This is a genomic window from Chryseobacterium pennae, from assembly GCF_003385515.1.
GTDB classification, from domain to species: Bacteria; Bacteroidota; Bacteroidia; order Flavobacteriales; family Weeksellaceae; genus Chryseobacterium; species Chryseobacterium pennae.
Window position 1 is genome coordinate 66,383 of record NZ_QNVT01000003.1, and the last position, 18,981, is coordinate 85,363.

Genomic DNA, 18,981 nt, shown 5'->3' on the forward strand with positions numbered 1-18,981 from the left:
TTTTTACTTTTTGATATTTGCTAATAATTCATCCAACTGACTGAATTTGGCTTCCCATATTGCACGGAACTGCTCCAGCCAGTGATCGATTTCTTTCATCTTATCAATTTCAAGGGAGTAATAAATTTCCCTGCCTTTCTGTCCCTGCTTTACGAGCTCACATTCCACTAAAATGCGAAGATGTTTAGATACTGCCTGTCTTGTTGTATCAAAATGTTCTGCAATGGCATTAGGAGTCATCGCCTGAAGAGCAATGAGGCTGATAATTGCCCGTCTCGTAGGATCTGCAATGGCCTGAAAAATATCTCGTCTTGTCATTTTATCTTATGAAAGTATAGTAATGTAAAATTAAGTGAAACCATATGGTTGCGCAAGTTTTTTGTGCATTATTTTTAAATAAAATATTGAATACCAGTGTTTATCGGTTCTCTGGGTAATTCTCTAATTCTTGGTGAAACTTTAAAGTACTGATGCTTCTATTCAATAATAAGAATTCAATAGTCCTGATTGTATCATATTGCTGTATATTTATTGCTTCAATTTATCATCGGAAATATAAAATGTATGAAAAAGATCATCGGTATAATAGGGCTACTGGCAGTGTTGACAGGTTGTAATAATTCTGACAGCAAAGGGCATAAAAAAGATGAACTGAAAGAAGAGAAACCTTTATCCAAAGAAAAAGAATCAACTTCAAAAGAATCAAAAAGCAGGATTTCTAAAGAGGAAGCTGTAAAATTAGCTGTAAAGCAATTTGAAGACTATCTACCTAAAATTCTTAAGACCTATGATGACGGGGTAATTGATCTTCAGGACCCTCATGTTGGAGATTTTACCGGTGATGGGATTGATGATGTAGCTATTTACTGGAATATTGCACCAGAAGGTGGAAATGCACTGATAGGGCAAGGATTATCATTGTACAAAAATGATGGGAATAGCGTTAAAGTAATCGCAGGATATGAACCGGATTATCTGTTTGCTTTTGATACCATCAAAAATGGAAAGATCATTGTAGAAAAACTGGAATATACAGAAGAGGATGGAAGATGCTGCCCTTCAATAAAAACTAAACATGCCCTTACAATCAAAGGAAGTAAAGTATATTAAACGAAACGGGCATCTTAAAAATCTGAAAACAATTCAAATTTTTAAGATGTTATTTTCTTTTCCAGAATATTTTTACCCCATTCATTGATATTATCCAGCAACGGAATGAATGAAAGGCCCAATGCTGATAAGCTATAAACTGTTTTCACAGGAGGTTTTGTTCCGAAAACAGTTCTGGTAATCAGACCGTCTCTTTCCAATTGCCTCAGCTGAAGACTTAATGTTGTTTCCGTAATAAAAGAAAGCTCTTTTTTCAGCTCTCCAACCCTTTTGTCACCGTTTTTTAAGTGACACAAAATAACTCCTTTCCATCTTCCACCTATAAGATCCATCACAAAGCTTACCGCACAGGGGTAAGATTTTTGGTCAATATTGATATAGGAAGTCACACATTTTTTTTCCATCTTTTTTATAGTATCTAAATTGATAGTTATTTTATGATAAGGCTGCAGTCTCTATTTTTACACAATAATAGACATAAAACAAGACATAAAAAAATGTATCAGTTAGCACAAATCAATGTAGCCAGAATGATTGGAGTGAATATCGAAGACCCTGTAATGAAAGAATTTGTTGATCATTTTGATTCGGTGAATCAGCTGGCGGAAGAAAGCAATGGATTTATCTGGAGATTAAAAGATGAAGAGAATAATGCCACCGGTTTCAATCCGTTTAATGACGATCAGGTCATCATCAATCTTTCGGTGTGGGAAGATATAAAATCATTGGAACATTTTACTTACAAAACATTTCATGTTGATTTTTTACGAAGAAGAAAAGAGTGGTTTCACAAGTATGGAAAAGCCTATTATGTCCTGTGGTGGATTAAAAACAATCAATATCCAAGTGTAGAAGAAGCCTTAGAAAGATTAGAGCATCTTCAGAAGAACGGACCATCGGAATATGCCTTTAATTTTCAAACGGTATTTCAGAAACCTGAATTGAATATTGGAGGCTAAGAGTCTAAATTTTGTATCTTGTCCCTCCATTATCCATACAAAATTTTAATACGATGCATCAACTGAGGTTTTTCTTTTTAATAGCAAGCTTTTCATTTTTATTTCAATCATGCCAAAGTCAGGGTTTTGATTTAGAGAAAATAATGCTTCCTGCTCAACAAACCGAGTTAAAAACAATGGGACTGAAAACCTATGGAGTCGGTGTGGGAACAGAAGCCGTTCAATATTCTATATATAAAGCAGAAATTGTTAATGATGGAAAGCTTCCCATCAATTTTGGCGGAATCAGGATTGAAGATGCTCCGGACTCAGAATATTATACTCCGGGAATGCTTTCTTTTTATGGAAAGGATAACGGGACTCAGTTTGAGGGATTTAAATTAACTCTTGAAAATCCGGATAATTTTCAGAAAATACTGGATTATCTGCTGAACAAGAAAGATAAGTATAAACTGGTTTTTGATAACGGTAAAGATAATGTGGAAAGAGCCAGGGTTTTTAGTGGTAAACAGAATGATATTACGTATCTGGTGCTGTCTATGGTGAATGAAAAAGGGAAAAAAGTGGGATATGTAGAAGCTATCAGTGCTAAAGAAACCCCTTTGCTAACATCCAGATTAAGCGGAGTATTCCAGTATTATAATGATTATCTTGAGTATCGTAAAAATAAGGCGGCTAATTTCAGTTATCTCGATTTTATTAAAGAAACAGATGACAGATTTTATAAGGCAAACAATAACCTGAAATAAATGAAGAATATGCCATGAGAAGTATTCTGATTTTAATAAGTTGTCTTCTATTTTCTGTCTCCATCTATGGGCAGAAAAATAAGTCTGATGATGAAATATCTACTCAGGATAAGATTCTTTTACAAAAATTCTGGAAAGATTTTACGGATGCGGTTACCAGAAATGATAAAGAAAAAATAAAAACACTTTGTGATTTTCCCTTCTATTGCAGACCTTGTCTTGATTATGTAGAAGCTAAAAACAGCAACCTTGTCACAGTGGAGGTAACCAAGGATTTATTTCAAAAAAAACATTATAAAGTCTTTTTTGAAAAAGAGTTAAAAACTGAAGTTAAAAAACATGAGAAGTTTACTATGCAGTTTTTTCATCCTTATTTTAATAAAGAAATGAACATACACGGCATTAGTTTTTTATATATGCTGATTCCACCTTCAAAAACATGGGAAGGTACTCAGGGAATGATTAGTTTGGAAAAAAAAGAAGGGAAATTTAAAATAACAGGAATTGACATGATTCCATAATTTAATCAAGTCCAGGATAAAAATGCTTTTAAGCTGAAAATTAAGTCTAGAAATTATCACGCTCCTAAAAAACGATAAGTTGATATTATGATAGTCATTCATGATAAGACTAAAAGTAACTTCCAGCTTCCCTCATCCAGCTTCCTACCTTAAAAACAACTCATAAACGATGCTGATGAGGCCAGGGCTTTCCTTTACCTGTTTCACAAAGTAATTTCAAACTTCTCAGAAACTGTCCCCAGGTATAATTGCATTCAGCGAACATAGGTGAGTAGGTATCCCAATTTTTGTGATGGAAAATTAATAAGGTACCACTGTCATATACTAATTGTTCGATCTGGCCTTCCATTTCAGGATGCATTTTGCGTAATGTTTCCTTATCTCCGGATAAAAGATGAAAGGAAATATCAGTTCCAATCCATTCATGAGCACCAGTGATGCAATGCCACTGGATTTCTTCAAAAGGGGTAAGCTTTACAATTTTCATTTCTTTAAAATAATCCGGGCCAAATGAGAATCGGGCAATGCTGTCAACTTCAGCGCTGGCTTTGGTATGTGGAGTCCACCATGCAGATAATCCGGACTGGCTGGCAATGGCGTGGTATACTTTTTCTTTTGAGGAACCAATGAGTATAGCGTGATAAATATGGGGCATAATTTGTTCTTAGGAGTTGGTTATTAATCTTTTTATTTAAAATTACAAAATAATACTAAAAGTTGAGGTAAATATCTGAGATAATGAACTTTTAGAAACTAATCTGTGGTTCTTATTATAAAAGTTAAAAAAGATTAATAATGGGCTTAAAAAAAGATTAGTAAGCCTTTTTTTGTAATTTCGTGTTCATAAAAACAATTCTGACAGTATAATACGAATATTCTTGTTTGTTTTAGAGCAACGTTTTTTATACCATGTAAACCAAATTAAAGTATGAAGTATTTTTCTATTGTATTCATAATCATTCTATTTCAGGCCTGTCATAAGAAAAAAGAAGAAAAGCAGGTGTCACCCCAAACCGAACTAAAGGAAGCTAAAGGTAAAACGGATTCAACTGTACTGGATATCCGTCAGACGGCAGAAATAATTGGCGATGGAAGGGATGACGTGATGTTGGCTGAAGACATCCGGTTCAATGGTAAAACAAAACGGATTTTTGATATCAAGGATTTTGAAAAAAATTTTGGAAAAGCGGACAGTACCAAGCTGATGGCTGATGAGCAGCCATGTTCCTACATTTTTGAAGAAGGAGATGTAAATGATAAATATCTATATAAAAACGGATCATGTTTTGAAAACAGCAAACAGCAAATAGGAATTAGCAGCTTTAGGTTTATCAAGGGAAATTTTATTCTGTATAAAGGAATCAGAATAGATTCAAATACTACGTTGGAGGATATCAAAAAGATATTTCCGAATTCAGTACGAAACATGAGTCATTTGGAAACCTATGATGAGGGAGAACTTCCGATGATCACATTAAGGGAGGATAAAGAAGGAATTTCAGACGGACATATTAATATATCCTTTAAGAACAATAAGATATATTCAATCTGGTGGTGGTTTCCTTGTTAAAAAAGCAGGGCCTAACAATTGATAAATCGGAAGTAAAAAGAGAATTAATACAATGGAAAATATAGGTGAATTTTCTGCAGACGGCTATGGCATGGCCATTATTTCAACAGATCTGTTTACAGAATATCTAAAGGAAAAGAAATGCCGAGGGAAAAAGTTGCTGTCTTATTTTGATAAGCATAAAGAACTTTTTTTGAGCTCCATTAAAGAGGGGCGGTTTCTGCCTTTCTATCAGATCAGTGTTTTCGAATATACAATTTTTATTTCTGTAGATGAAGAAAGTGTAGAATTACCACAGGGATATGATGAGGTTTTTAGATATAACAACTTCTTTCTTGAAGTGGGTGATTTGGGTCGGATTTGTTTTGCCAGCTTTGATTATCTGGAATACCGTCTGGAAAATATCAAACAGAATATAACAGATAAGGAAGATCAGATCCCGACAGGAGCAGACGGACATATTGAATCTTATTTTCCTGCAAAAGGTTTTGATCTGTCCAAAGGAATTTATGAGTTTGATCTGGTAGGATTGGAACGAACGGAAAAACTGGAAAGGGAAAGTAAAAATTATGCCTATGTTTTTATTTTTCGCAGCAATGAAAAAGCAGACAATCATAATTTTGAAAAAGCAGACAATGACACCCATAGCTTTGATATTCCGGGTTATAAAACACAGCTGAATACGAAGAATGAATACAAATAAAATCACCAAAAAATAGTAAAATGAAATTGACAAAATACCTCTCCATATTATTTCTAACCGGATTACAGTTGGTCTGTTATGGGCAAACAAAATCAGTGAATCCGCAACTGCAAAAAAAAGCGGAAGCATTTACTCAAAAAATAATTCATCTGATTACTCAGAAAGATTATGCAGCATTAAATCAGTTAACAACTAAAAAAGTGTATTGTTCCTTGTGCTTTGAAACAGCACCGGAAAAAAACTATTTTGTGGGGAAGGATGCTTTCTATCAAAAACATATTGGCACTATCTTTAACAAAGAATTATTGGAAAGACTGAACCGCAATGAAACAAAGTTTTCTTTTGACGGATCTGATCCGGGATTTAAAGACAGAACTTATATTGTATTATACACGACGCAACGCCGGAATGAATTTGGAGACGGACATGAAGGGGCTCAATTTGTCTTTTGGTTAAAAGAAGAAAAAGGAGCATTTAAGCTATCCGGAATAGAAACGATACCTTAGCAAAAATAAAAAATGATTCAAATGCTGAAAATACTATTATTTCTATGGTTCCCCATCAGTATCATGCTGGCCTGCAACTGTACTAAAGGTAAAAATGATGACCATAAAAACGTTATCATTTCAAAAATATATCACAAAAGTGGTCCTAAGGATACAGATACACTATGGGTTTCCCAGAATGACTCTACTGTTTTCAGAAAAGAAGATGTGATGATAAAGTACCCTGAGAGTCATCCTAAATTAACGGTACGTTATACCCTGATACATCCTAAAAATGATGCCTATTATTTCATTTACAATGATAAACAGCAGCTGATAGAAGAAGGAAAATATACGGCTCAGTACACATATGAAGGGATCTCTTACAACGATGGCAATTTTTATAACCTCAAGAGGTATTCCTATAAAAAGAACGGAAACCTCCAAACGAAACACTATCAGGAAGACGGAAGAAATCTTAAGACTGAGTTTTTCAATAATGATGGGCAGTTGACTGAAATAAAATACTTCAACAAAAAATCTTCAGATATAGAAAAAGTAGAGATCTATAAAAAAGGAAAATTAAAAGAAACCAGGATTTATAAAAGTTTTAATACTTATGATACTGTGAAGGCCGGAGAATAGTTTTCAATTCCGATTCAGCCGTAAAACAGAAAATGAATGCAGTCTGTATTACAGATTACGTGCTGCAGTAATAATCCAGCTGCAGAAGCCATCACCACCGCCCCATAAACAGGCAAGATATAAAGCCGGAAATATAAAACACAAAAGAAAAGGAAGGTCGGTAAGTGCTGTTTTATACTCTTTCTTTCTCAGTCTGATGATAAAATCTGTCAAAAAGCCAATAAATAATACGAATAAAATAAATGTCAGCAGAAATGCTATCCCTAAGCCAGCATCTGTAGGGTGCTCCCTTTCACGGTTATTCTGAAAAGCGATTTCTGCAAAAATATAGAGGCTCACCAAGGGGATGGCTGTAATGAGAAGCCGTTTCAAAAAAAGTTTAAAGATTTTCATAAGAGTATTGTATTGAACTTTAAATTAATCTTTCTAAGACTTTTTAGGTCTTATGAGGTAATAGAGTTGATGTTCTTCATCAATTAACAGCATATAGTCTCCGTTTTTAGGCTGGTATACAAAATAAGAAAAAGGATCCCTGAGATAATTGTCAGGACGTTCTATGAAAACATTCTGTTTATAATGCAGGGTTTTCTTTGGCATATTAATGGAAAAATAGGATGTTCCAGACCACCCACGGTTACCTGATCCATTTCCGCTTCCCCAGCTGAAGTTTTTTAGGCTCCAGAAAGTGCGGGCATTCCATTTTTCTTTTTGAACATGATCTCTTTTGATAAGTCCTGAAGATTTATCTATCTCATACCCTGAATTACTGAAATCAATAGCCTTTTTATTAAGTGTATTTTTAGGATAGCCATGCCAGTCTTTTTCAGCATAAAAATAATTCCAGATATTATCTTTAAATACAGTCAGTTTATACTTGTATTCATTCCCCGGTGATTCGGAATGAATAATATCATCATACATATAGTCTCTGTTTGCAGTGATATCTTCCGTTTCTGACACCGAAAATATTTTAGCATCATCTAAATTTTTATACGGATAATGAGTGGTGTCACCATCCTTCATCCAGTTACTGTAGGTATTCTGATCTACATCTACAATATAATCATTGAAAGTCTGATAATTATGCACTCCATTTTCAGTATTGTATTGATATTGAAGGCTGTCTGTTATCTGACCCTTTAGGTTTATTTTATACCATGTGTAGGTATTGGCAGTACCTGCTTTTTCCGAATCCCGGTCTCTTTTGGTAATAATCACAATGGTACTGTCATTTTCCTGAATTACAGGTTCGTGGATGCCATATGATATTTTAATGATTTCATAGTCCGTGTCTTTTAGGTTATCCAGGGTAGAGTATGATTTATATTGTTCCGGAAGTTTTTCAGATCTCAGTTTATATCGTTGATAATACATTTCGGCGTCTGGTAAAAGGATTACCGCAATGAGGATAATGCCCCAGAGTATAACAGATTTTTTTTTAAGATTGAATTTCATCGTGTTGGTTTTTTAGTTTTTATGAGGGCAGACAAAATACAATAAAATAAATAATATTGAAAATAAAATGTGGTTTAAATTGATTTAGACACGAGATATATGATAAACATTATCTACCGTAAAAAACCCATTTTTTTTAACCGTATTTTCACTGTTTTGGGAATTAATAGTATTTTTTATATTCACACAAAATTTAAATGAAACATGAAAAAGAATTATTTAAGTGCATTATTTCTATGTACTGCTTTAGGTGTTTCTGCTCAGCAGACAGAAGTTTATTTTAAATATGACGAGGCAGGAAATCAAGTGTATTGGGGACCTGAAGTCAACGCCAAACAGACAAGTAAGACTTTATCAAAAACAGAACCTCAAACAGTTTCTTTATCCTCTTCCCAGATTATCGAAGAGAAAGAATTCTGGAAACAGATTCGGTTATATCCTGTACCGGTAAGTGACATATTGACTATTGACTGGACTGAACAGGTGGACGGATTGATAGAATCTGTGTCATTATATCAACATAGTACGGTCCACTGGAAATTTCAACAGGTGAATTTGCCAAATCTAAATAAGCAGTTGAAAATTAATATGACGGGCTATGAATGGGGAGTATATGTACTTCGTTTTACCTTAAAAGATGGACGTGTTTTCGCCAGAAATATTACTAAAAAATAGTAAAAACACAATGCAATATCATGAAAAATAATAAAAGGAAAATAAAGTTATTTTTGACTTTCATATTGTCCTGCATTTCTATTTTGGGATTATCGCAAACAACGCCGCCGCAAAGTTTTCACGACGCCAAAGGAAATATAGAAGTAACTCAAGCAGGACAGCTACAATATACATTAGCCATAGATCTTCCTCCCGGAATAAAGAATACGGCTCCCAATATCAATCTTGTGTATGTGAGTGGAGCAGGCAATGGCCTTGCCGGCTATGGCTGGAACATTTCAGGGTTGACCTCAATTTCAAGAGTCGGGAAAAATCTTGAAAAAGACGGAGTTAAGAAAGCTGTACAGCTTGATTATTCCGATTATTATAGTTTTAACGGGCAAAGATTAATTTTAAAATCAGGTGAGTATGGTAAGGATGGCGCAGAATATGTAACTGAAAAATATTCTAATATTAAAATAAAATCTGTTGGTGCAACTACAGGACAAGGATGGCAGGGACCAGAATACTGGGAGGTTACTTTTGATGACGGATCTCAGGCCTGGTATGGCGCTATTACTTCAGGAAGTAATTCAGCACGTACCCCTATTGATTATAATATTGTAAAGTCAAAAGATGTTAATGGTAATTATATTACTTATAAATATTCTTTAGAAAATAATGTTACCGTGATCAGTAGTATTGAATGGGGAGGAAATGAAGTTCTAAATACTCCGCATATTAATAAAATTGAGTTTGTTTTTTTAACAAGGCCAGCCTCTGAAACAGCTCATATTAAAGGAATATACTTTTCCCAATCAAAGATGCTTGAATCCGTTATTGTATCTACAGGTGATAAGCAATACAAAAAGTATAGTATTACCTATAAAAAAGATGAAAGGTCATTCGCTTACAGATTCCTGGATAAAATTACTATTTTAAACAGTAATAATCAAGAATCAAATCCGGTGATTTTTACTTATGAAAATCCGCAACCTAGCGGTTGGGTTGTTAATGAAACATTACGACCGGGTGAAAAAGATTTAACAGGTGATTTTGATGGTGATGGTAATCTAGATTTATTACGATACTATTCGACAATCACACCACAAATTTCGCAAACGGGATTATATTTATATAGCGATGTTTATGGCTACTCCAATAAAGTATTTCTAGGAAACTCTATTGATTTATCAGACCTTAGATATGCCACTATTACTAATTTAAAGAAAAATAATACGATCTACAGTCGCCAAGGGTTTAATACAGTAAGACAAATCAATAACCCTTCAACGACTAAATTAGATCTCGAATTATCGTTTTATAGCATTACAGATGATAACCAGTTGCATCTGGATTATAAAAAGATCATCCCTAATGCGGATTACGACCGATCAACTGGATCTGTGGTTGCAAATGGTACAAGAACAAAAATTATTGTGCTCAAAAATGTTGATTTCAATGGTGATGGATTAAGTGAATTTATTTTACAATTAAACGACAACCGTTGTGTACCAATAAATCCAACGGATCCTATTCCTACTGGGAAAGTTAGCAAATGTGAAGCAACGAATAGATATATTGTTATTGATCCTGATCAGGCTGTTCAGAATAATGCGTGGTATTACGAAATATCACTTGACAATAATGTCAATGAAGATGCATTTGTCGATTATAGAATGGGTGATTTTAATGGAGATGGTTTGTTTGATTTCCTAAAATTAACCCAGGATAAAATCCCACTATTGATTACTTTTAAGAAAAATACTCAGGGCAAATATGAATCTGAATTGTCCTCTTTGTACTCAACAACTATCGGTACTTTACAGGGATTGTGGGAAGACAGTGTAGTTGGTGACTATAATGGAGATGGATTAAGTGATATTATGATGCCAAATGGGGTTATATCTCCTATCTGGTATCTATATACTTCCAAGGGAAATAGCTTCAAGGAAGAAACCAGAACTTTTGAGCCGCCAATGAAAGCCCGCTCAGTGACCCAAGAGAATGATGGTAGATTTACTATCCTGAACCCTAGGACGTTTATAGCATCTGATATCAACAATGATGGAAAAACAGATCTTATATCCCTGCAATCAAGCAGATATTACAAAAAACACTATGTTCAAGATAATAACCAAGCGGTAAAATATGTAATGGAACATAGCATAATGGCTAATATATTACCTTTTGGAACGGAATACCATCAGCCATATTATAGTTATAATTCTAGTCGTGAACTATATCTTAATCAAAGCAATTTGCAAGAAGAAATAGCTCCCAATTCATCTTATGATGTGATGGGGGTTGCTGTTGACCAGTCTATTGGGAATATGTTGAGAAAACTTGTATTAACTGGACCAAAGGCATTTAATCCGAATTATCCCGATGAAAGACAAATTATATATACCAATACATATTTTGATACCTCAATGGCAGCAAGGATAAAGAGCATTTCACAAGGAGGTATTACCACAGATATTTTCTATAAGCAGTTAGATAAGAAGAATCCGGGCTTATATGGTACGGCTAAAACAGAAAACTACCCGTACGTTGAAATTGACCAATCAGTAGGGATATATGTTGTTTCCGGACTTACACAATCTACAATGTCAGATAAAAAGCTGAAACAGGATTTCAGGTATAGGGGACTTACTTCGAATATCCTGGGCAGAGGGATGATCGGGTTCAGAAAAACAGCGCGAAGCTCATGGTATGCTGATGGTTTTGAAAATACAAAGATATGGTCCGGAGTAGAGATTGATCCAACAAATGATGGAATTCCGGTTAAAGAATGGTCCATCAGAACTAATGATGAAGCTAAGATATTTCCAGAAGATATTTCTGAAAACAATACTCAACTATTAAGTTTTAAATCTACAACATATCAAATTGATAAGATCCTCAATGGACAGGTAGTAGCGACTGTTTCTGATGCTGATAAGGCTAAGGCAGTCACAGCAATTGTTCCGAAAACTAATAGGGGGAAAGATTTCTTAACAGGTTCTACAGCAGAAAGTACAATCACGTATGGTGAATACTATCTTCCGTTACAAAGTACTGCAAATATTAATGGAGGGTATTCTGTAAAGACCTCGACTTATGAATATAATAATAACCCAACAGGAATAGCAACGGGTTATTATATAGGGCGTATTAAATCAAAAACCGAAGTTGTTCAGGCTTATAGTGATACGAAATCCGGAAAGGAAGAATATACGTATGAAAATAACCAGATAAAAACAATAAAAAAATGGAATGGTGATAATACGGGCAATATTTTAGAAACTTACAATTATGACGGATTTGGAAATGGTATCCAAAAATTAGTTGCTAATAGTATAGATTCTCAATCGCAAACTGCAAAAACCGAATATGATGCGAAAGGCAGGTTCGTGATAAAGACAACAGATAATTTAGGTCTGGAGACTCACTTAACTTATAATGATTGGGGACAGGTATTAACCCAAACAGATCCTATGGGTAACGTTCAGACCAATACCTATGATAATTGGGGGAAATTAGCGACTTCTAAAACCAATCTGAATGGATTAACTAGCTATTTATACGAAAGAGATAAAAATTCCAATACAATTGTCACCCAAAGTAAGGCAGACGGTGATATTTCACAAACGTTTACTAATAAACTGGGACAGGTGTACAAAGTTTCTGCCAAAGCTTCAATCGATGGACAGTTTATTTCAAAGGATACCCAATATGATCTATTAGGCAGAAAAATTAAAGAATCAGAACCCTTTTTTGAAAGCCAGGGCGTCAGTAAATGGAATGTTATGGAATATGATGATTCTACTTTCCCAGTCAAAGTAAAGGCTACTGCATTTACCGGAAAACAGACTGAAACTGTTATTTCAGGATTTACAACGACGGTTAAGGAACTAAACGGATACGGAAGAATTACATCTAAAACCACCGATCCCCTGGGGAATGTGATATCTTCTACAGATAAGGGAGGGACCATTCAATTTTCATACAATGCTGCTGGCAACCAAACCCAGGCAAAATATGCTGAAAATAGCGTGAGTACAAAATATGATTCGTGGGGCAGAAAATCTGAATTTAATGATCCGTCAAATGGTGTTTATAAGTATGAATATACAGGATTGGGACTACCAAAAAAGACTATAAGTCCAAAGGGAAACAAAGAATATGTATATAATAATTTAGGTCAGTTAACTACTCAGAAAGAGTTTTCTACTATAGATAACGGACAAACCACCAACAAAACTATTTCTTTTATTTACAATGAAAAAGGGCTGCTGACTAAAAAATCAGGAACGTTGAAAGGGCAGGTATTTAGTACTGATCTTACATATGATCCTCACGGCAGGTTAATCTCTTCCACGGAGAACAGTAATGGAAAGACTTATAAAGAAAAGGGAATTACCTTTGATAATAATGGAAAAGTCATTTCTTATGAAAAAGAATTACAGTCCGGTGGTACTATAACTAAGTTTACTGTCGAAAACATATACAACACCTGGAACGGGGAGCTTTTTCAGATTAAAGATAAAAATTCCGGGAAAGTTCTTTGGGAACTGAATGGCAGCAACGCCAAAGGACAGGTTCTAAAAGCTAAATTAGGAGCAAATGAGATAACAAATGTATATGATTCAAACGGATTCCTTACAGCTATTAAACATTCTTCACAGATAAATCCTGCAGTGTTACAGATGTCCTATTCTTTTGATGCAATAAAGAATGAACTGAAATCAAGAACTACAGCGGGAGATTTCAACATTGTAGAGTCTTTTGATTACGATGATAATAACCGTCTTATTAATTGGACAAATCCAATCACTGGAGTTAAACCTTCTACAAACAGAAATATCTATGATGCAAAAGGTAGGATTACAGGAAACGATCAGGTAGGCTCCACGAAGTTTGAAAATGCAGCAAAAATTTATCAGCCAACTGCAATGGCTTTGAATGCAGCAGGGACGCAAAATTACAATGGAGATCTGATCCAAACTATTATTTACAATGAAAATAATGATCCGGTGCTTATTAGTGGAGAGAGAACCCGTGTTAACTTTGAGTATGGATTGAATGGTATGAGGCAAAGGGTTGAAATTGAAAGATTGAAAAACCCGGGAGGAGGGGCTACCGAACTTAAGATGAAAGGAGATAATATTTGGAATCCTGATGTCCCTTTATGGCAGAGCAAACTTTCTAAGGTTTACAATGAAGATGGCAGCTTTGAGGTGATAGTAGATCAGTCTACGGGGCGGGAAAAGCATATTCTGTATGTTGAGGGTGATCCATATGCAAGTAATGTTATATATTTGAAAAGCTTTGGGGAGTCTACCGGTTCTTATAAGTTTTTACACAAAGATTATATAGGAAGTATTCTTGCCATCACTGATGAAGCCGGAAACAAGCTGGAGCAAAGGCATTATGACGCGTGGGGGAATTTTACGCATTTGAAATTGGGTAATGCACCTGTTACAACTGATAGAACATTTATTGCAGGCGCTTCACTGCTTATTGACCGTGGATATACCGGGCATGAACACTTTTCAGAAGTAGGCATCATTCATATGAATGGTAGATTATATGATCCACTACTAAGAAGGTTTCTCAATGCTGATGAAAATATTCAGGATCCTATGAATACCCAGAATTACAATAAGTATGGGTATGTGATGAATAATCCATTGATGTACAACGATCCCTCTGGTGAGTTTTTGATGTGGTTAGCTGGTGCGTTGGTGGGCGGATATTTAAATGGCGTAGCTGCCAATGGTGGAAACTGGAATCCCGGAAACTGGGATTGGGAAAGAACATGGAGTGCCGTTCTGGGAGGTGCTATAGGAGGAGCTGCTGTATCTGGTGCATTGGGGAATATATCAAGTAGTGCAGGAGCCATTAAAAATTTCCTGCCGGGAATTGTATCCGGAGGATTAAACTCGGCATTTAATGGTGGTAATTTCTTGGGAGGTGCAGTTGGTGGTTTATCCTATACAGGTAACTTATTTGATAATAGGATAACTTCAGCTAACATGAGTATAAGTTACAGATATATGAGATCTTCAGATTCTGAAAATGGAGTATTTGGAAAGAATTCAATATCTACTTTAGCAGATCCATTAAATGTTGTACTGTCTATTTATGGTTTAAAACCATATGGTCCAGCAAATATTTATAGCCTTAGTATAATTGCACCCTTATTTGCGCCCAAAAATACATGGATTGGTATTGGGAGCCCAGATGCAATGGATGAATGGGCAAAAAAATATATTAAATTCAGCGTTGATCCAGATGGACTTTTTATTGATCCTGCAGATCCTAAAATTAGAATAAAAGGGATAACAAATCCAGTTACTGGTAGAATAATATTAGCACCAGGCCTTTTTAATGGAAAAAGATCAAACTATGGCCTAGCTGAGGTAATAATTCATGAAGTTGGTCATTTTGAGAATTGGAAAAAAAATATATTGCAAGGTAATCATCCATTGATCGAAGATTTGAATGAAGTTTCATCCTATCTGAAAGCAGCAGAATGGACAAAAATACCAGATTCGGGAATCTATGATTATTTAAATTCAATGTCAGATTATATGTTAATGTTAAATATTAGAATAATAAAATGAAAAAAATCATATTAATAACAGCCTGTTTTAGCTTTATTTCTTGCTCTACACAAATGAAACTAAATAAAAGCAAAAATATTGATATTCTCGTAAAAGTACCTGTAGAGTTAATTGCAAATAAACCAGTAATTTATACCTTAAAAAACAATACTGATAATACATATATTATTGATCCATATGGTTTTGTGGGGAAATCATATTGGGAATTGAATAATGAAATATTAAATCCTATAAATTTTTCGAGAGGATATTACTCTCGGGAGGATGAAGATTGCAGAAATGATTTAATTATTTTGAAACCTAAGCAAAAAATTGATACAATTCTAAGTCTAAATTATATGGAAAGAGGAATATATGATTTTTCTAAAACAGGTAATTACAGTAGGAATATTGAATCAAGACATAGTAAAGAGAATGGTATGCCATTAAGTTGTAAACAATATATAAACGCCTTAGAAAAAAAAGGTTACATTATGCTAGAGGATAATATTGTTGCTAAGATTCCATTTGTGAAATAAATGCTTCTATAAATTATTACATAAGCCTGCTTTGAAAATATATTCTAAGCAAAAGTAGGGGAAATTCTACTTTTGTCTTCTTAAAAATTTATTGATACTCATACTTACGTAACGATCTAAATAGTGTATTCAAAGACTTTAGTAAGGGGTATTTAAATGGCGTAGCTGCCAATGGTGGAAACTGGAATACCGGAAACTGGGATTGGAAAAAAACATGGAGTGCCGTTCTGGGAGGTGCTGCTGTTTCAGGTGCATCACGCAAGAACTAAAGGAGTTGTCAGCTTATAGAGCTTCTGCCAAGTGGACAGGGTTTATGGAGAAACAAGGATTTGTTCATTTACAAAACGCTATTGAATATTTTTTAACACTGTCTAAAATTAAATTTTAATTATGAGAAAAATTGTTTTATTACCTTTTTGTTTTTTATTTATTTTTTGCTCGAATCAAATTAAGTTGAATAAAGGAAAAGATATTGATATTATTTTTCCGTTAAAACGTATTGATATACAGTCAACAGAAGTTACCAAGGAAGTTATAAAAAATAATACCAATACTACCTATATTATTGATCCTTTAGGTTTTTATGGAAAATCTTTTGTGTTAGAAAATGGAAAAGTATTAGATCCTTATTCATATTTTAAAAGTGGATATTATTCTAGGAATGATAGATTGTGCCACGAAGATTTGATTATTTTAGAACCATTTCAAACAATACATCATCCCATAATCTTCGATAAAAATAATCGAGCAGTTTATAGGTATACAAAACCTAATAACTACGAGGAGGTTATTAAATCCGTTCACAACAGATATAATGCCACAATTTTAGGTTGTGAATCTTATGTCAAAGACTTAGAGGCTAGAGGTTATAAGGTTCTAGAAGATAGTATAGTAACTAAAATTCCTTTACAGCCTTGATATCTTATTAGAAAAAAGCTTTTAAAAGGGAAAAATATAACATTAATAAGATTTGTGAAAAAGTTTAAGATTACTATTCAAAAAAAGTGGTTGTTTGATTAAAATTAATATATCAAATAAAAGTAATCAATTAAATAATCCACCAAAATCGGGAATTCTTGCCTTTGGTTTTTACACTTTTGTTTTAACTGATTAAATAATTGAGTCAAAACATAAATCATTTCAGATATTATAAAATTAAAGAATCACCTGTTTTCACGGAGCTTATTATTCAGCAATACCAATAATTCCTTTTTTCCGGGTTCCAAAACATCCGTATCAATCATTAGGATATCAGGTTTAGGAGAAAAAATACTTTTGATAAAATGCAGAAGCTTATTTTTATCCTTATATTTTTCCAGGTTTTTGGGTTTGATAAAGATATGGTTAGATCTGTAAAAACCTGATTCAAAACTTTCAATCTCCTTCCAGCTTAAAAATAGCGGACTTGACAGAGTAGAATTCAGGATACCTTTATCATTCATTTCCAATCCCGAAGTGCCGCTGTTAGCTCTGGTCAGCTGCCTGTATCGGATGTAAAGGATATATAATATGATAGAAATCCATAAGACCGAAACCCATTGTATGATAAAATCCTCGTTCATCAGTAGGTAAACAAAAAAAGATATTCCCAGCAGACAAAGGATAATGCTGATGATAATATTGCTTTTTCTGAATTTAATTTTGGTCATGTCTTTTCTTTCAGATCAAATTATAAAACCTGTTGAGGTATTTATTTTGAAATATACTGTATCTGCAGATTATTGTATTCATTATTATTGAATGCTTTTACAACTACTAATTTTGCTGTTTTGGAAGCCGTGTCAAAAACTTCAATTCCCTGTTGGGTAACATATATAAAATGAGTTTTATCGATAGATTTTATATCAGAAACCGGAATGTTTTTCACACGGAATTCCGTGTAATTTTCCCCATTAGTATCCATATAAAAAATATCTTTTGCAGTATTACCAATGATTTTATCACCACTAATTGTCCAGTTCTTTATTTCTGAAGGTAAAATTTTTCTCCATTTCATTTTTCCATTATCAGCATTGATCGCAAAAAGGCAAGTCTTACCATTAATAGGAAGCCCGAATTCTACATATAAAGTACCATCTTCCAAAAAGAATTTGTTGCTTTTGTGTGAACCATAAGTTTTATCCTGGAATACCCATTTGAAAACTTTTGGGTTTTGAATAAAGGTGTTATTAGGATCAGAAATATCTCCAGCAGGCAGATTGCCATCTTTGTTAAGGTGTAAAGCATAAATATTTCCACCATCTTCAGCAATAAACAGATTCTCTCCATCAGTCTGGATCTGACTGTATGTAGTATTGGTAAACTGATTAGGTTCATGATGCTGTTTTGGTTGGCCGGCTATTTCCACATCGCCGTCAAACATTCCGTAGGAAGTATCCGTACCACTTGGCCTGCTGTATTTGTTAAGGAAAACAGCAGAGTTCACAAAATAAGAATCACGGTATTTTACAGGCGCAAAATAATTGTATACTGTGGGCAATTCACTCAGCCATGTTCTTTCTCCTTTCTCCCTGTTGAAATTGTATAGCCACGCACGCTTTACATATTCCGGTTGCCCGGCAGATACCATCAGGATATTCTCACCATCCACTAAAGGCTTAGCCATGAATAAAGGAACTAACGGGCGCAGTACTGCAGCTTCAGCATTCCTGTCATTGCTCATACTCATTGGAGTGCCCTCATTTCCATAAATCTGTTGCTGCCAGATAATTTTTCCGGTATTAAGATCAAAATTGATGAACTTTCCACTTTCAAAAGGCATAAAAATATTCTGTCCGTCCAAAGTAAAAAGGTTTCTGTTGCCAGCCGAGTCTATCGGGCTTTTATATTGCCAGGCAATCCTGTTTTTATCAAGATCAAAATTAAAAATATTCCCTTCTGTAGCTACAAGTAGAGTTGTGTGTTCCACCTTATTTGGAGTTGCTTTCTGGGTATTGTTATGACAGCTCCAGAGAACTGATGCTGAAATAAGGAGTATTAGTTTTTTGATCTTGTTCATGGA

General features: G+C 34.3%; 19 protein-coding genes. 12 read left to right on the top strand and 7 right to left on the bottom strand.

What is annotated here, in order from left to right; all coding sequences use genetic code 11:
* Positions 1-3 precede the first annotated feature (3 nt).
* The gene (locus DRF65_RS04840; protein ID WP_115969314.1) at positions 4-318 is read right to left on the bottom strand and encodes an ArsR/SmtB family transcription factor; all 315 of its coding nucleotides are present in this window, start codon (positions 316-318) and stop codon (positions 4-6) included.
* Positions 319-564: 246 nt separating this feature from the next.
* Between DRF65_RS04840 and DRF65_RS04845 the strand changes: the two genes are divergently transcribed.
* Positions 565-1,110, top strand: a complete 546-nt coding sequence (locus DRF65_RS04845) for a membrane lipoprotein lipid attachment site-containing protein (RefSeq protein WP_115969316.1) — start codon at positions 565-567, stop codon at positions 1,108-1,110.
* 41 nt (positions 1,111-1,151) lie between these two features.
* On the opposite strand, the gene DRF65_RS04850 is transcribed toward DRF65_RS04845, so the two are convergent.
* Complete coding sequence (locus DRF65_RS04850; protein WP_115969318.1) at positions 1,152-1,514, bottom strand: winged helix-turn-helix transcriptional regulator; 363 nt, start codon at positions 1,512-1,514, stop codon at positions 1,152-1,154.
* A gap of 93 nt (positions 1,515-1,607) precedes the next feature.
* Here DRF65_RS04850 and DRF65_RS04855 point away from each other — a divergent pair, with 93 nt between their 5' ends.
* The 3 genes from DRF65_RS04855 to DRF65_RS04865 all read left to right on the top strand — a co-directional run bounded on the left by DRF65_RS04855 (position 1,608) and on the right by DRF65_RS04865 (position 3,339).
* The gene (locus DRF65_RS04855; RefSeq protein ID WP_115969320.1) at positions 1,608-2,069 is read left to right on the top strand and encodes a DUF3291 domain-containing protein; all 462 of its coding nucleotides are present in this window, start codon (positions 1,608-1,610) and stop codon (positions 2,067-2,069) included.
* A gap of 176 nt (positions 2,070-2,245) precedes the next feature.
* Complete coding sequence (locus tag DRF65_RS04860; protein WP_165852173.1) at positions 2,246-2,818, top strand: hypothetical protein; 573 nt, start codon at positions 2,246-2,248, stop codon at positions 2,816-2,818.
* Positions 2,819-2,832: 14 nt separating this feature from the next.
* Positions 2,833-3,339 (top strand): hypothetical protein, encoded by a 507-nt coding sequence (locus DRF65_RS04865; RefSeq protein ID WP_115969323.1) that lies wholly within the window; start codon positions 2,833-2,835, stop codon positions 3,337-3,339.
* 160 nt (positions 3,340-3,499) lie between these two features.
* Here DRF65_RS04865 and DRF65_RS04870 read toward each other — a convergent pair whose 3' ends face one another.
* A complete protein-coding gene (locus DRF65_RS04870; RefSeq protein WP_115969324.1) occupies positions 3,500-3,994 on the bottom strand; it encodes an SRPBCC family protein in 495 nt (164 codons plus the stop codon).
* Between the two features lie 273 nt (positions 3,995-4,267).
* Between DRF65_RS04870 and DRF65_RS04875 the strand changes: the two genes are divergently transcribed.
* From DRF65_RS04875 to DRF65_RS04890, 4 genes are read left to right on the top strand one after another with little or no spacing between them, the layout of a single operon-like run.
* A complete protein-coding gene (locus DRF65_RS04875) occupies positions 4,268-4,909 on the top strand; it encodes a hypothetical protein (RefSeq protein ID WP_115969325.1) in 642 nt (213 codons plus the stop codon).
* 52 nt (positions 4,910-4,961) lie between these two features.
* Positions 4,962-5,612, top strand: coding sequence for a hypothetical protein (locus DRF65_RS04880; protein ID WP_115969327.1), 651 nt, complete (start codon positions 4,962-4,964; stop codon positions 5,610-5,612).
* A gap of 20 nt (positions 5,613-5,632) precedes the next feature.
* A complete protein-coding gene (locus DRF65_RS04885) occupies positions 5,633-6,118 on the top strand; it encodes a hypothetical protein (RefSeq protein ID WP_123947279.1) in 486 nt (161 codons plus the stop codon).
* A gap of 21 nt (positions 6,119-6,139) precedes the next feature.
* Positions 6,140-6,742, top strand: a complete 603-nt coding sequence (locus DRF65_RS04890; RefSeq protein ID WP_228438532.1) for a hypothetical protein — start codon at positions 6,140-6,142, stop codon at positions 6,740-6,742.
* Positions 6,743-6,790: 48 nt separating this feature from the next.
* Here DRF65_RS04890 and DRF65_RS04895 read toward each other — a convergent pair whose 3' ends face one another.
* Together DRF65_RS04895 and DRF65_RS04900 are read right to left on the bottom strand one after the other, a co-directional pair.
* Positions 6,791-7,135: a hypothetical protein gene (locus tag DRF65_RS04895; RefSeq protein WP_115969333.1), complete on the bottom strand. Its 345-nt coding sequence runs from the start codon at positions 7,133-7,135 to the stop codon at positions 6,791-6,793.
* Between the two features lie 33 nt (positions 7,136-7,168).
* Complete coding sequence (locus tag DRF65_RS04900; RefSeq protein ID WP_115969335.1) at positions 7,169-8,197, bottom strand: hypothetical protein; 1,029 nt, start codon at positions 8,195-8,197, stop codon at positions 7,169-7,171.
* Positions 8,198-8,401: 204 nt separating this feature from the next.
* On the opposite strand from DRF65_RS04900, the gene DRF65_RS04905 reads away from it, so the two are divergent.
* The 4 genes from DRF65_RS04905 to DRF65_RS04920 all read left to right on the top strand — a co-directional run bounded on the left by DRF65_RS04905 (position 8,402) and on the right by DRF65_RS04920 (position 16,898).
* Positions 8,402-8,872 (top strand): hypothetical protein, encoded by a 471-nt coding sequence (locus tag DRF65_RS04905; protein WP_115969337.1) that lies wholly within the window; start codon positions 8,402-8,404, stop codon positions 8,870-8,872.
* Positions 8,873-8,892: 20 nt separating this feature from the next.
* On the top strand, positions 8,893-15,462 hold the full coding sequence (locus tag DRF65_RS04910; RefSeq protein ID WP_115969339.1) for an RHS repeat-associated core domain-containing protein: 6,570 nt from the start codon (positions 8,893-8,895) through the stop codon (positions 15,460-15,462).
* Positions 15,459-15,980 (top strand): hypothetical protein, encoded by a 522-nt coding sequence (locus tag DRF65_RS04915; RefSeq protein ID WP_123947280.1) that lies wholly within the window; start codon positions 15,459-15,461, stop codon positions 15,978-15,980. Before DRF65_RS04910 ends, DRF65_RS04915 begins: the two co-directional genes overlap by 4 nt.
* Before the next feature lie 390 nt (positions 15,981-16,370).
* Positions 16,371-16,898, top strand: coding sequence for a hypothetical protein (locus DRF65_RS04920; RefSeq protein WP_115969342.1), 528 nt, complete (start codon positions 16,371-16,373; stop codon positions 16,896-16,898).
* Between the two features lie 245 nt (positions 16,899-17,143).
* Here the strand turns inward: DRF65_RS04920 and DRF65_RS04925 are convergent, their stop codons facing one another.
* On the bottom strand, positions 17,144-17,629 hold the full coding sequence (locus DRF65_RS04925) for a hypothetical protein (RefSeq protein ID WP_115969344.1): 486 nt from the start codon (positions 17,627-17,629) through the stop codon (positions 17,144-17,146).
* A gap of 41 nt (positions 17,630-17,670) precedes the next feature.
* Positions 17,671-18,978: an outer membrane protein assembly factor BamB family protein gene (locus DRF65_RS04930; protein WP_228438534.1), complete on the bottom strand. Its 1,308-nt coding sequence runs from the start codon at positions 18,976-18,978 to the stop codon at positions 17,671-17,673.
* Between the last annotated feature and the right edge of the window lie 3 nt (positions 18,979-18,981).

Coding starts and splice junctions, on each gene's coding strand:
- DRF65_RS04885 (WP_123947279.1), top strand. CDS start 5,633: ATGAAATTGACAAAATACCTCTCCATATTATTTCTAACCGGATTACAG.
- DRF65_RS04905 (WP_115969337.1), top strand. CDS start 8,402: ATGAAAAAGAATTATTTAAGTGCATTATTTCTATGTACTGCTTTAGGT.
- DRF65_RS04870 (WP_115969324.1), bottom strand. CDS start 3,994: ATGCCCCATATTTATCACGCTATACTCATTGGTTCCTCAAAAGAAAAA.
- DRF65_RS04895 (WP_115969333.1), bottom strand. CDS start 7,135: ATGAAAATCTTTAAACTTTTTTTGAAACGGCTTCTCATTACAGCCATC.
- DRF65_RS04920 (WP_115969342.1), top strand. CDS start 16,371: ATGAGAAAAATTGTTTTATTACCTTTTTGTTTTTTATTTATTTTTTGC.
- DRF65_RS04850 (WP_115969318.1), bottom strand. CDS start 1,514: ATGGAAAAAAAATGTGTGACTTCCTATATCAATATTGACCAAAAATCT.
- DRF65_RS04875 (WP_115969325.1), top strand. CDS start 4,268: ATGAAGTATTTTTCTATTGTATTCATAATCATTCTATTTCAGGCCTGT.
- DRF65_RS04925 (WP_115969344.1), bottom strand. CDS start 17,629: ATGACCAAAATTAAATTCAGAAAAAGCAATATTATCATCAGCATTATC.
- DRF65_RS04845 (WP_115969316.1), top strand. CDS start 565: ATGAAAAAGATCATCGGTATAATAGGGCTACTGGCAGTGTTGACAGGT.
- DRF65_RS04860 (WP_165852173.1), top strand. CDS start 2,246: ATGGGACTGAAAACCTATGGAGTCGGTGTGGGAACAGAAGCCGTTCAA.
- DRF65_RS04890 (WP_228438532.1), top strand. CDS start 6,140: ATGCTGAAAATACTATTATTTCTATGGTTCCCCATCAGTATCATGCTG.
- DRF65_RS04910 (WP_115969339.1), top strand. CDS start 8,893: ATGAAAAATAATAAAAGGAAAATAAAGTTATTTTTGACTTTCATATTG.
- DRF65_RS04930 (WP_228438534.1), bottom strand. CDS start 18,978: ATGAACAAGATCAAAAAACTAATACTCCTTATTTCAGCATCAGTTCTC.
- DRF65_RS04855 (WP_115969320.1), top strand. CDS start 1,608: ATGTATCAGTTAGCACAAATCAATGTAGCCAGAATGATTGGAGTGAAT.
- DRF65_RS04865 (WP_115969323.1), top strand. CDS start 2,833: ATGAGAAGTATTCTGATTTTAATAAGTTGTCTTCTATTTTCTGTCTCC.
- DRF65_RS04880 (WP_115969327.1), top strand. CDS start 4,962: ATGGAAAATATAGGTGAATTTTCTGCAGACGGCTATGGCATGGCCATT.
- DRF65_RS04915 (WP_123947280.1), top strand. CDS start 15,459: ATGAAAAAAATCATATTAATAACAGCCTGTTTTAGCTTTATTTCTTGC.
- DRF65_RS04900 (WP_115969335.1), bottom strand. CDS start 8,197: ATGAAATTCAATCTTAAAAAAAAATCTGTTATACTCTGGGGCATTATC.
- DRF65_RS04840 (WP_115969314.1), bottom strand. CDS start 318: ATGACAAGACGAGATATTTTTCAGGCCATTGCAGATCCTACGAGACGG.